The following is a 13408-nucleotide window of genomic DNA, read 5'->3' as shown; positions in this document are numbered from 1 at the left end:
TTGCCTGAAGCAACGCTATGTCCATGCAATTTGCGCCTCGCAGGGTGCCCGCGCGGATGGACCGCGCGGGCGGCACGCAATGCGCATCATGACGACTTGCGCACGCGCAGATACCAGTCACACAGCAAGCGCACCTGCTTCGGCGTATAGCCCTTCGTCACCATGCGATTGACGAAGTCTTCGTGCTTGCGTTGCTCTTCCGCCGAACCCTTGGCGTTGAACGAGATCACCGGCAGCAACTCTTCCGTGTTCGAGAACATCTTCTTTTCGATCACGACGCGCAGCTTTTCGTAGCTGACCCATGCCGGATTCTTCCCGCCATTGGCCGCACGCGCACGCAGCACGAAGTTCACGATCTCGTTGCGGAAGTCCTTCGGGTTGCTGATGCCCGCGGGTTTCTCGATCTTCTCCAGTTCGGCGTTCAGCGCCGCGCGGTCGAAACTCTCGCCGGTGTCGTGGTCGCGGAACTCCTGATCCTGGATCCAGAAGTCCGCGTACGTCACGTAACGATCGAAAATGTTCTGACCGTACTCGGAATACGACTCCAGATACGCGGTCTGAATCTCCTTGCCGATAAACTCCGCATAGCGCGAGGCGAGCACGTCCTTGATGAACGACAGATACTTCTGCTCGGTTTCCGGCGGGAACTGTTCGCGTTCGATCTGCTGTTCGAGCACGTACATGAGGTGCACCGGATTGGCCGCGACCTCGGTCGAATCGAAGTTGAACACGCGCGAAAGAATCTTGAACGCGAAACGGGTCGACACGCCGGTCATCCCTTCATCCACGCCCGCGAAATCGCGGTACTCCTGATAAGACTTGGCCTTCGGATCGGTGTCCTTCAGATTCTCGCCGTCGTACACCTGCATCTTCGAGAAGAGGCTTGAATTCTCCGGCTCCTGCAAACGCGTGAGCACGGACATCTGCGCCATCATCTTCAACGTGCCAGGTGCGCACACCGCGTTCGCCAGCGACGAATTGCGCAGCAGCTTCTCGTAGATCTTGATCTCTTCACCGTAGCGCAGGCAGTACGGCACCTTCACCACGAAGATCCGGTCGAGCAGTGCTTCGTTGTTGCGGTTGTTGCGGAATGCCTTCCATTCGGACTCGTTCGAGTGAGCCAGAATCACACCGTCGAACGGGATCGCGCCGAACCCTTCCGTGCCCTTGAAGTTACCTTCCTGGGTCGCCGTGAGCAGCGGGTGCAGCACCTTGATCGGCGCCTTGAACATTTCGACGAACTCGAGCAGGCCCTGATTCGCGAGACACAGGCCACCGGAGTAGCTGTACGCGTCCGCGTCGTCCTGAGCGTACTGTTCGAGTTTGCGGATGTCGACCTTACCGACCAGTGACGAAATGTCCTGATTGTTTTCGTCGCCCGGCTCGGTCTTGGCTATACCGATCTGGCGAAGGATCGACGGGTAGCGGCGCACCACGCGGAACTTGCGGATGTCGCCGTTGTATTCGTGCAGGCGTTTGACCGCCCACGGGCTGAGGATGCTTTTGAGGTAGCGGCGTGGAATGCCGTATTGTTCTTCGAGAATCGGGCCGTCTTCTTCGTAGTCGAACAGACCGAGCGGCGACTCATTCACGGGCGAGCCCTTGATCGCGTAAAACGGCACACGCTCCATGAGCTGCTTGAGACGTTCCGCGATCGACGATTTACCGCCGCCGACCGGGCCCAACAGATACAGAATCTGCTTCTTTTCTTCGAGCCCCTGGGCCGAGTGCCGGAAGTAGGCGACCACCTGCTCGATCACCTCTTCCATTCCGTAGAACTCACGGAATGCGGGGTATACCTTGATGACCTTGTTCGCGAAGATGCGCGACATGCGCGGATCGTTACGAGTGTCGATCTGTTCCGGCTCCCCGATCGCCGTCAACATGCGTTCGCCAGCCGTGGCGTACGCGGCGGGATTGTCTTTGCAGAGCGCGAGATACTCCTCGAGCGAGAGCTCATCTTCTCGCGTTTTCTCGAAGCGGGTCGCGAAACTGCTGTAGATATCCATGCTACCTCCTCGCCGAAGTCTAGACCGATGTCGTGCGCGGCGCGCTATTCGGAAACGACATCGCTCGAATTCATCCTAAACCCTTTTAAATTTTTTTTCACGAACTACGTTGCGAAAATCGCGCCGCATTCGCCTCCCGACAATCCTCACTTGGAAACAAAGTTTCGACGACCTACAATCTTGCACTCGTATCTTGCACTCGTAACGCAGCGATTATGGTCACACGTCGCTGCCTTTGCACTCATGCCTTGCGGCCATATCAGCACTCTGCCTCAGTGCTGCTCAGTGATCCTGCAATCACGTCCCGCGCCAGCCGCTACGTTCATCGAACGATCCCACTGCTGTATCAGACGGCGTGTCTGCACACACACACTTTGTTGCTGAAAGCGCAGACGTGAGCCCGTTTTCTGTATCCGCCTCTTTTTTCATCAACGCGCGACACAAGCGTTCGGTCTACGCAAACAGTTGCCTGTTACATCTTCATGCATTGGTCATGCGTCATGCCAATCTCGATCATTTCACCGTGCAGCGTCAATCGCTTCGTCAACGCGCGAGCAGTTTTGTTCCGCGCGTTTTCATCCGTTGTACCAGTCATGTCGTTTCGCCTTACCCGCGTCGGCAGCGTGGTTAGCCACCTGTATAACTGGATGACGGCGAGACGCTGCGTCGTTCCAATAGGTGTATACGGCACGGCGGCCATCACAGATGCGAAAAATGTAAAACGGCCGCCCATAGGCAGCCGTTTGAGTGGAGCTTGGTAATGCGCTGTTACAAGCGCGCAGCCTCTCAGGTCAGTTCAATTTCCACTTCTCCAAGTCCGTCGATGTGCCCACGCACGATGCCCGCTTTGTCCAGCCTGTGTGCGCCGACGTACGAACCGGTGGTGAGCGTCCATTCCGGCTCGATGGTGATGCCCATGGCGGCGCAGTGGTTGACGAACCACACCAGCAGTTCGCGCGGGTCGCCAGCCGGATTGCCCGTGGCCTCCGGTATCAGCGAGTCGCCGTCGAAGCTCAGCTCCAGCTCCGGTGAAACGAAGTCGAAGCCACGCGCGAGCCCCGAATAAGCGACAGGATGACCGGTGATCAACGCGCCGTTGTTCTGGGCGTCGGCCAGTTGCGCAAGCGGCGCGACGTTCGGCCACTCGGTAAAGCGGCTGTCGACGATCTCGATGGCCGGCAGCACGACGCCGACCTTCGCCAGCACTTCGTCGCGCGCATAGGCCCGGCCGCGCGGCTCGATCGCCTCCGCGAAGCGGAAGGCGATCTCCAGTTCCACCAGCACCCGGAAGAAGCCGGCATGCGCGATGCGCGCCGGCGAAGGCAATACCAGCGAGGCCGGAATCGGCGCGCCCGAGGCGGCGCCGCCCGGCACTTTGGCGCCGATCTTCCAGCCACCGGTCGATTCGCCGAGACCGGCGATGACCGCCTGCTGGATCGCGTACGCGGTTGCCGCATCGGGCGGCAGGCTGTCGGGTGCGGGCACATCGATCGGGCGATGCTGCCGGCGTGCTTCGACGAGGCGGTGCGCGAGGTCGTGAGGCGTCATGTCGGTCCTTTGTGGCTGGCGCATTGAGCGGTTGAATGTGGCGTGTTGGTGGGTGGCCATGCATCGCGGCGCTCGAAGGCGGCGAAACCACGCCCGTTGAACTGACGAGCCGCGTCGGCGATTGCCGCTACATGTCTGGCAGCGACCCCAAAAGTGACTTTCTTCGGGGCGTCCGTCAATGTACCGGATCATTACGCTTGCCAGGGTACGGACTGCATGCACAAACGTTACTTAATGCGCACGCCATAAAAAAAGACCGCGAATGCGTACGCAATCGCGGTCTTTACGAGTGGCGCGGTCAGCTGAACCGCCGCGCTTACCCATCTAATGGGATCGGCCGGCGCGTCGGGAACGAATGTTGCAGCCTACGTCCCGTCAGAACGTCTCCCAATCTTGATCGCTGCCAGCTCCAGCGGACGCCATAGCTTTTGCGGGCGCGCGTGCCGTTGCGGCAGCGGGCTGTGCTGCTGCGGCAGGCGCTTTCGTCACGGCGGCGGATTGCGGCGCGGGTTGCATGGCAGGTGCGCGCGAAGCCTTGCGTGCGATCACCGGGCGCAGCGGCGCAGGCGCGCGCTTCAGCGCGGCGCTCATGGGCGGCGTGAGGCCGCCTTCTTCCAGGTGAAACACCGCTACGGCCTGACGCAACTTGCCGGCCTGATCTTCGAGCGACGAGGCCGCGGCCGCTGCTTCTTCGACCAGCGCAGCGTTTTGCTGCGTGACTTCGTCCATCTGCGTGACGGCGCGCGCCACCTGATCGATGCCGCTGCTCTGTTCTTCGGAAGCCGCGGCGATTTCTCCCATGATGTCGGTCACACGCTGCACCGCACCGATGATGTCGGTCATGGTGCGGCCGGCTTCGTCGACCAGCGCCGAACCCGATTGAACGCGCTCGACCGAGGTATCGATCAGTTCCTTGATTTCCTTCGCCGCCGCCGACGAACGCTGGGCGAGACTGCGCACTTCGCCCGCCACCACCGCGAAACCGCGCCCTTCTTCGCCGGCGCGCGCGGCTTCCACCGCCGCATTCAGGGCCAGGATATTGGTCTGGAACGCGATCCCTTCAATGATCGAAATAATGTCGGCGATCTTCGCCGAGCTTTGATTGATGTCGCCCATCGTGCCGACCACCTTCTCGACCACGGCGCTGCCCTTGTTGGCGATCTCCGACGCATTCGCCGCAAGCGAGCTGGCCTGGCGGGCGTTGTCGGCGTTCTGCTTGACCGTGCCGGTGAGCTCTTCCATGCTCGACGCGGTTTCCTGCAGCGCCGAGGCCTGCTCTTCGGTGCGCGAGGACAGGTCGATATTGCCGGCGGCGATCTCGCGGGTTGCAGTCGCAATCGATTCGCTGCCGCTGCGCACGGTGCGCACCGTTTCGGTGAGGCTGCGCTGCATTCTGGCGATGCCTTCGAGCAGTTGCCCCATCTCGTCACGCGAAGTCACGACCACCGGGCGGCGCAGATCGCCTGCCGAGATCGCATCGAAATGACCGAGCGCGGCGTCGAGCGGCCGGGCGATCGCGCGGCTGAGCGTCAGATACGAGATCGCCGCGGCCAGCACGCCGATCAGCAATGCGCCCGCGCTCACCAGGCGGAACAGTTCGAAGCTGCTTTGCGCCGCGTCGTAGCCATCTTTGGCCGACGCGAACTGGAATTTGCGCAGCGCGTCGTCGGAATTGGCGAGTTCACTGTAGGCGGCTTGCAGCCGTTTGGCGCCGTCGACCAGCTTGCTCTGGTCGTTTGCGGCAACGATTGCCGCAAAAGCATCCAGTTGCTGATGCAGCGCGTCACGCTTGGCCACCACGTCCTGCGCGAGGCGCTCCTCATCCGGCCCGCGCGGCAGGTCCATATACTTTTTCCACCACATATCGGACGTGACGCGCATGGTGCGCGCGCGCTCGATTGTCGGCGCAACTTCCGGCGTGCCGATCAGGAACGCCGCCCGGTCGAGCGCCAACCGCTCGCGCGCCGCGTAGAGTTCGGCGTTGCCGATATCGACCGCGCTCGGCATGGAGTTGGTGAACGTGTCCTTCAAGGCGTGGTTCGAATCGCTCATACCGAACATACCGAAGGCGCCGATGGCCACCAGCAACGCCGCGAGAAAAGCCATCGTGAGGCCTATGCGCGCCTTGATCGTAATGCCCTTGTTCAACATGTCTGGTTCCTGTGCTTTGAAAATGAGAGTTGCGTACGCAGCGGTTGGCGTGTGGTGGCTGCGTGTCGGCGCTCATTTGAGGCGGCGCTCTAATAACCCTGTTTACGGCACAGTAGTTAGTTCCTTGAAGGATTTATATGGTATGAGGAAAGGCGATGTAAGCAATTGGCAGGAATTACAAATCACTGACGGCGAGACGCTGATGCGAACCGACGATGCGAGATGCACCTAAGGGTTGCTTGCGGAGGGGAAGTCAGAAAGACGGCGCGCCGTTTTGTGGAAATCGGGCGCAATGCAGCGTGCCAGCGGCACTAGATGACGCCTGCTCCGGGAAATCGATGTCCAGGTCGTCAGCAGCGGTCATGCACGGATGCACCGGGCGAGCGGGTGCGCACCATCGCGCGTATGCGGGTTCGACAATGCGCGCGCAGCGCAGAGTCTGGACGCCAGATCAGGCCGCCAGATCGCGTTTGGCCGCGCCGCCCCAGGTCGCGGTGGACTCGCGCACGATCAGCCGCGGCGATACGACGCGCCGGCGGCCAGGCGGACGCGGACTATCGGGCGAGCCACCGGCAATGCGTTCGATCAGCGTCTGCGCGGCGATGTCGCCGAGCGCGCGCACCGACTGGCCGACGGTCGAGAGCGCCGGGTAGGTGAAACGCCCCAGTTCGATATCGTCGAACCCGATGATCGAGCAATCACGCGGCACGCTGATATTGCGTTCCGCGGCTGCGCGCAGCGCGCCGATGCCCATCATGTCGTTGCAGGCGAAAATCGCCGACGGTTTGACCGTGTCGAACAGTTGGCCCGCCGCGCGGTAACCGCCGGTGCCCGAATAATCGCTTTCCACGATCGCGTCGGGCGGAATCTCGATGCCGCGCTCGCTCATCGCGCGGATGAAGCCATGCACGCGCATCGCGCTAACCGCTGTCTGCACGGTGCCGGTAATACAGCCAATCCGTACGTGCCCCAGTTCGAGCAGATGCCGGGTGGCGAGATACGCGCCCTTCTCATGGTCGATCTGCACGAGATCCGCATTCAGCCCTTCGATGTTGCGGTCCAGAATCACCAGCGGCTCGCGCGAGTCGGCGAGCGTCTGCGCGAGCACGGCGTCGTCGCCGGCGGATGCGACGATCAGGCCGTCGATCCGCTTTTCCTGCAGCACGCGCAGATAGTTACGTTGCTTGGCCGGATCGTCGTCGGAATTGCAGAAGAACACGCAGTAGCCGTTGCGCGAGCAACCGTCCTCGATGCCGCGCGCCAGCTCCGCGAAATACGGGTTCGTGGTGTTCGGCACGACGAGCCCGATCGTCGCCGTCGACCGTGCCTTCAGCGAGCGGGCCACCGCCGACGGAACATAGTGAAGCTGACGGATCGCGTGCTCGACCTTCGCGCGCACGTCAGCCGACACGGGCCGCGAGTTGTTCACCACGTGCGATACCGTCGTGAACGACACGCCCGCCGCGGCCGCTACATCCTTGATCGTCGCCATAACCTGTTGCTCTCCTGCCTGTTTTACCCGCCGGCCGCACCACCTGGCGACCTACCGGCCGTTTTCTTCGAAAACTGACCAACCCCGTAAATACTGACGCTTTACCGCGCGTCTCGCTGCGACTGCCCGTGCCGTGCATGCGGCTTCCGGTTCTGCTACTTCTGCTACTTCTGCTACTTCTGCTACTTCCGCTACTTCTGCTACTTCCGCTACTTCTGCTGCCGGCGTGCCGTGAACTGCCGGCTTGCCGCGCCGGCCCTCGATCAGGCGCGCTTGCGACGGCTGCGGTACGTATCCAGCACCACCGCCACCACGATTACCGCGCCGGTGATCATGCGCTTGGTCGGCTCATTCGCGCCGATTTGCGCGAGGCCGGCCGCCAGCACCGAAATGATCAACACGCCGAAAAAGGTGCTGATCACCGAGCCGCGCCCGCCCATCAGGCTCGTGCCGCCGATCACCACGGCCGCGATCACCTGCAGTTCGACGCCTTGGCCCGCGTTGGGGTCGGCCGCTTCCAGACGCGAGATCTGGAACAGCGCGGCCAGCCCGGCGAGCGCGCCCATCAGCGCGAACACGATGACCTTGTACGGCCGCGGATTGACGCCTGCGAGCCGCACCGCCTCCTCGTTGGTGCCGATGCCGACCAGATAGCGGCCGAACACCGTGCGCGTGAGCACCAGTTGCGCGATCACCATCACCGCCACCGCGATCAGGAACGCCGGCGAGATGCCAACTGCGATCGGGTTCGACAGGAAGTCGAACGCGTCGCCGATATAGGCGGTGCGCGAATTCGTCATCTGATACGCCATGCCGCGCGCGGCTTCGAGCACGCCGAGCGAGACGATGAACGACGGAATCCGCCAGCCCACCGTCACCGCGCCGGTAATGGTGCCGGTCAGCGCCGCCGCGGCGACCCCGAGCAGCGCCGACGGCAACGGCCCCCAGCCCCACTTCAGCGCGGCCACGCTCACCACCGACGCGCCCAGCGCCAGCACCGACCCCACCGACAGATCGATCCCGGCGATGATCAGCACGAAGGTCATGCCCACCGACATCACCACCAGATCCGGAATCTGATTGGCGATCGTGCTGAAGGTGTCGTACGTCAAAAAGTGCGAACTCAGCAGCGAGAACAGCACGATCATCGCCAGCAACGCGCCGGCGAGCCCGAGGTAATTCGAAAAGCCCAGGCGCGTGCCGGCCGGCTTGCCGCTCGCGAGCGGCGCCGACGGGTCGGCGGGCGGCGCGACGGCGCCCGTGCTGCCCGCACCACTCACGCTCCCCACGCCGCCCACACCCGGCTTGTCGCCCGATGCTTCAGGCGCCGATTGATCGTTCATGACAGACTCCCTGCTTCGCTGGTGTCGGGGGCGGCGTGCAGCAACGCTTCGCGGCTGCGATAGCCGGCGAAAGCCGCGGCCAGCAGCGCGTCCTGCGACCAGTTGTCGCGCTCGAACACACCCGTCATGCTCCCCGCGGACATCACGCCGATCCGGTCGCAGATCAGCATGAGCTCCCGCAAGTCGCTCGACACCACGACGAGCGCGCGTCCTTCGCGAGCCAGCGCACCCATCAAGCCATAAATATCGAACTTCGCGCCGACGTCGATGCCGCGCGTCGGTTCGTCGAACAACAGCACGCGGCAGTCGCGCGCCAGCCAGCGGCCGATCACGACCTTCTGCTGGTTGCCGCCCGACAGCTCGCCGACAATCTGCGCCGGCCCGGATGTGCGGATCCGCATCGCGGTGATCTGCTTCTGCGCCAGCGCGTTCTCCCGCTTCGCGTCGACGATACCGTGCCGCGCCACGCTGCCGATATTGCCGAGCGACACGTTGGCCGCGATCGGCTGCGGCAGCAGCAGGCCTTCGCCTTTGCGGTCTTCGGTGATGAGCGCGATGCCGGCGCGCACCGCGTCCGAGGGCGAAGCGATCTGCACCGGCGTGGGCAGCGCGCCCGGCGTTGCAGCCAGCGCGACGCTACCGCTATCCTTCTGATCGGCACCGTAAATCAGCCGCATCAACTCCGTGCGGCCCGCGCCGATCAGGCCGCTAATGCCGAAAATCTCGCCCGCACGCACTTCGAACGACACCTCGCGCACCACCTTGCCGCGTGTAAGCCGCTCCACTTTCAGGAGCGGCGCGCCGATGTTGCGCACGCCCAGATCGATCCGCTCGCCGAGTTCACGGCCGACCATCCATGTGACGATTTGGTCGCTGGTCAGGTTGGCCATCGCGTCGACATGCACCAGCCGGCCGTCGCGCAACACCGCGATCTGCTCGGCCACTCGCGCCAGTTCCTCGAGGCGGTGCGAGATGTAGACCAACGCCACGCCGCGCGCCTTCAGCCGGTCGATCTGTTCGAACAGCAGATCGACCTCGCGCGCGGTCAGCATCGCGGTCGGTTCGTCGAGGATCAGCACGCGGCAGTCGTCGATCAGATTGCGTGCGATTTCCACCATCTGCTGGTGACCGATACCGAGCTCGCCGACCAGCGTGTCCGGATCGATCGCGTCGAGGCCGACCTGCGCCATGGCCTGGCGCGCGTCTTCACGCAGCTTGCGCCGGTCGATCCAGCCGAAGCTGAACGCGCCGACCCGCGGCAGGCGGTTCAGGAACAGGTTCTCGGCCACCGATAACGTCGGCAGCAGATTCAGCTCCTGCATCACCATGCGCACGCCGAGCGCCTCGGCCTCGGTGCGGCTTGCCGGCGCATAAGGCTCGCCGCCGAGCCGCATCGTGCCGGCGGTCGGCTCGACCAGCCCTCCAATGATCTTGGACAGCGTACTCTTGCCTGCGCCATTCTCACCCGTCAACGCCAATACCTCGCCGGCGCGCAGCGACAGGGAGATGTCGGCGAGCACCGGTTCGGCGTAGGTCTTGCCGATGCCGCTGACGGACAGTACGGCAGGTACAGCGTCGTGGTCGGTTGAATCCATCGCAATCCTGGTTCCAAGGCGGCGGCGGTGGCCTCACGCAATCCGTTTGCATGTGGCCGCCACCGGCCGTCTCGTGTCATGCGGGCCCAATGTGCGGAATGCACAGGCGCTAACAGCCACGCCCCCTCCCGTCGCGCGGCACCGTCATGACGCTTACCTCTGGAATTAACGGCGGCACGGCAGGTTTCTTGAGCGCTTATTGAATAGCCGCGGGTTCGTGAGCGCACGCCATGCATTGAGCATGAAACGTCGTTGCCCCGAACCTGCGTACGACTTGGCCCGGCGCTAACCGGGCCATGTTCACTTCGTGACCAGATCGCACGGCGTCTCCACCACGCCCGACAGATCCGACTGCTTCTTGTGCTCGCTGAGCGCCTTCAGCGCGGTGTCGATACCGAACACGGCCTGCTTGGCGGCGTACTGATCCGCGGTGGCGAGCACGCGTCCGTCCTTGAGCATCGGCTTGATCGCGTTGATGTTGTCATAGCCGACCACCAGCACCTTGCCCTGCTTGCCCGCCGCGCGCACGGCCGAGACCGCGCCGATCGCCATGTTGTCGTTGCCGGCGAGAAGCGCCTTCAGATTCGGGTATTCGTTGAGCATGGCCGACGCCACCGCATTGCCCTTGTCGATCTCCCATTCACCCGATTGCACCGAGACGACCTTCGCGCCGACCTTCTGCATCGCGTCCTTGAAGCCGGCGGTGCGCTGTTGCGCGTTGGTGGTGGTCGACACGCCTTCGATGATGCCGACCTCGTCGCCCGCCTTGAGCTTTTTGGCCAGATAATCGCCGACCTTCTGCGCGCCCTTGCGGTTATCGGGCCCGACGAACGGCACGTTCAGATCTTTCGACTTGAGCACGTCCGGGTCGAGCCGATTGTCGATATTCACGACGATGATGCCCGCATCCACCGCCTTCTTGACGACCGGCACCAGCGCCTTCGAATCAGCCGGCGCGAGCACGATCGCGTCGACCTTCGAGACGATCATCTGCTCGACGATGCGGATCTGGTTCGCGGTATCGGTCTCGTCCTTGATGCCGTTGGTGATCAGGTCGAATTGCGACGGGTTGTGCTTCTGATAGTCCTTCGCGCCGGTTTCCATGGTCAGGAAGAACTCGTTGGCGAGCGACTTCATGACCAGCGCGACCTTCGGCTTGTGAGCGGGCGCGCTCTGCGCATACGCGGAGGAAAACGGCAAAGCGGCGCCGGCGGTGGCGAGGACGGCGGCCGCCAGGATGCGGCGGCGAATGCGTTGGTTCATGCCTATCTCCAGGGTCTGTCGGGCTCAAAAAAGAGCCTTATTTTTAATAGTGCGCAAACGTTTGCGTGGGCCATTCTCAGCGCAGTCCGCGTGAATTGTCAACGACGCGCGGTGGTGCGGCGCACCCGCTCGATTCGAACCGGCGCACCGGATCGGCGCGCCGGCAGGTGACGTGTGGCAAAGGGTCCCTCGCTTGGTCCGTGCTTGGCGAATTTGCCGCCGGCTGCAAGATCACAGCCCGGCGGGCCGCCTATGCTGGACTTTTATTGCGCACGATGCAAGCGGGGACAACGCGGGACGAGTTCGCAAAGCGCCGCCCTCTGCGTCGATCAAAGCCAGCCGGCTTTGCGGAATCGCCAGTACAGCACGAGGTCGACGGTCAGCATGACCGCCAGACAGATCGGATAGCCGTACTTGTAGTGCAACTCGGGAATGCTCTGGAAGTTCATCCCGTAGATGCCGGCAATCATGGTCGGCACCGCGAACAGCGCGGCGAACGAGCCGAGCCGTTTGGTCACCTCGCTCTCGGCGAGCGAAATCATGCCGAGATTGACCTGCACGGCGGTGACGACCATTTCGCGCCGTCCGTCGATGATTCTCACGATCCGCTCGAGGTGATCGTAGACGTCGCGGAAGTACGCCTGCATGCCCTCGCAGACGCTCGGAATGCGCCCGCCCGTGAGTTTGCTGATGGCTTCCTGCAGCGGTGCGATATGGTGCTGCAGGATCACGAGGCGGCGCTTGAGCGAGTACAGATCCTGGATGATCGCGCGCGACGCCGCGGAATTGTTGCGGTCGAAGATACGGTCTTCGAGTGCCTCGATCTCGCTGTTCATCGTCTCGATGATCGGAAAATATCGATCGACGATGTCGTCGGCAAGCGCATACAGCACGAACGCCGAGCCTTCCTTGAGCAATTGCGGTTCGCGCTCGCAGCGGGCGCGCACATTCTGAAAGCCGATGCGCGTACCGCGCCGCACCGACAGCACATAGTTGCGCCCCACGAACACGTCGACTTCGCCGATCAGCAATTCGTTGTCTTCGTCCATCTCCACCGTGTGCATCACCGCGAACAGCGATTCGCCGTACTCCTCGATCTTGGGGCGCTGGTGACCGTTCTGCGCGTCTTCGATCGCGAGTTCGTGCAGGCCGAATTCGTGTTTCATCACGGCCAGCTCTCCCGGGCCCGGGTCCTTCAGCGCCACCCAGACAAAGCACTCGGGCCGCGCCACGTAATCGCTGATGCTATCGATGTCGATGTCTGCCAGCTTCCGGCCGTCCTGATAGGCGGCGCAATTGATCAGCATGTTTGAATTACCTTGAAAACGGAACAGACCGGCCGGACCCTTACGACGCGTAAGCCACGCGTCGGGCCTAAACGGGCCGGATTTGCAATAGCCGTCATGTTAAGGGCTATGCGTGGGCGTCATGTATCGAATTGTTAAACCGCGTGGGCGCTTCAGGCTGCATGCTCGCGCGGCAGAGAACGCTATTGAGCGACCCGCTGCAGCGCAATGCGGTGGTCGTCGCCGAACGTGACCGAAGCGCGATTGGTGTAGCGCGTATCCGCCGTCACCATAAAGCGCATTTCGATGACAGGATCAAACTGCGTCGACACGGCGATGCGATGCACGCCCGGGCTCAGATAAAAGACCACGTGCTCGCCGTTCATTACGTCCGTGACCTGCTCGCCGTCGATATACACCAGCGCACTGCGAAAACGCACGATCACGTCGCGCGAGCGCTCACGCCGGACATCCACGGCGACGAGCCCCGCCCCCGGCTCCGTGTAGCCAGCCCGGACGATGCGCGCGGCCGGCACTGCCTTGAACGGAACGGGCTCGGCGGGTGTGGAAGCGCAGCCGGCGAGCACGCCAAGGCTCAACGCGGCCAGCGTGCCCAACGCGCCCAGCCGGGCCATGGCGACCAGCGCGGCTTTGCGATGGTGATCCAGACGCATCGGCATGCGGGTTCTCCCGTGTTGTTGATTGTGGTCCCGCTTTTCTG

9 protein-coding genes are annotated in these 13408 nt (G+C 63.0%); all 9 read right to left on the bottom strand.

The annotated features are described in order from the left end of the window. Nucleotides 1-86: 86 nt before the first annotated feature. Complete coding sequence (locus tag BLW71_RS05105) at nucleotides 87-2009, bottom strand: PrkA family serine protein kinase (RefSeq protein ID WP_007181736.1); 1923 nt, start codon at nucleotides 2007-2009, stop codon at nucleotides 87-89. A 786-nt stretch (nucleotides 2010-2795) separates the two neighbouring features. Next, complete coding sequence (locus tag BLW71_RS05095) at nucleotides 2796-3557, bottom strand: 2-keto-4-pentenoate hydratase (RefSeq protein WP_091793769.1); 762 nt, start codon at nucleotides 3555-3557, stop codon at nucleotides 2796-2798. Between the two features lie 375 nt (nucleotides 3558-3932). Next, nucleotides 3933-5708 (bottom strand): methyl-accepting chemotaxis protein, encoded by a 1776-nt coding sequence (locus BLW71_RS05090; protein WP_091793767.1) that lies wholly within the window; start codon nucleotides 5706-5708, stop codon nucleotides 3933-3935. 451 nt (nucleotides 5709-6159) lie between these two features. Beyond that, complete coding sequence (locus BLW71_RS05085; protein WP_091793765.1) at nucleotides 6160-7200, bottom strand: LacI family DNA-binding transcriptional regulator; 1041 nt, start codon at nucleotides 7198-7200, stop codon at nucleotides 6160-6162. Between the two features lie 263 nt (nucleotides 7201-7463). Further along, the gene (locus BLW71_RS05080; protein ID WP_091793763.1) at nucleotides 7464-8543 is read right to left on the bottom strand and encodes an ABC transporter permease; all 1080 of its coding nucleotides are present in this window, start codon (nucleotides 8541-8543) and stop codon (nucleotides 7464-7466) included. After that, nucleotides 8540-10138 (bottom strand): sugar ABC transporter ATP-binding protein, encoded by a 1599-nt coding sequence (locus BLW71_RS05075; protein WP_091793761.1) that lies wholly within the window; start codon nucleotides 10136-10138, stop codon nucleotides 8540-8542. Before BLW71_RS05075 ends, BLW71_RS05080 begins: the two co-directional genes overlap by 4 nt. 300 nt (nucleotides 10139-10438) lie before the next feature. Next, a complete protein-coding gene (locus BLW71_RS05070; protein WP_091793759.1) occupies nucleotides 10439-11401 on the bottom strand; it encodes a sugar ABC transporter substrate-binding protein in 963 nt (320 codons plus the stop codon). A gap of 329 nt (nucleotides 11402-11730) precedes the next feature. Continuing rightward, the gene (corA, locus tag BLW71_RS05065; protein WP_091793757.1) at nucleotides 11731-12708 is read right to left on the bottom strand and encodes a magnesium/cobalt transporter CorA; all 978 of its coding nucleotides are present in this window, start codon (nucleotides 12706-12708) and stop codon (nucleotides 11731-11733) included. A gap of 182 nt (nucleotides 12709-12890) precedes the next feature. Beyond that, on the bottom strand, nucleotides 12891-13367 hold the full coding sequence (locus BLW71_RS05060; RefSeq protein WP_091793755.1) for a hypothetical protein: 477 nt from the start codon (nucleotides 13365-13367) through the stop codon (nucleotides 12891-12893). Nucleotides 13368-13408 lie beyond the last annotated feature (41 nt).

The sequence above is a fragment of the Burkholderia sp. WP9 genome (assembly GCF_900104795.1).
In the GTDB taxonomy this organism is placed as follows: Bacteria; Pseudomonadota; Gammaproteobacteria; order Burkholderiales; family Burkholderiaceae; genus Paraburkholderia.
Note: the sequence above shows the minus strand (reverse complement) of the source record. Positions and strands in the feature narration are given on the sequence as shown.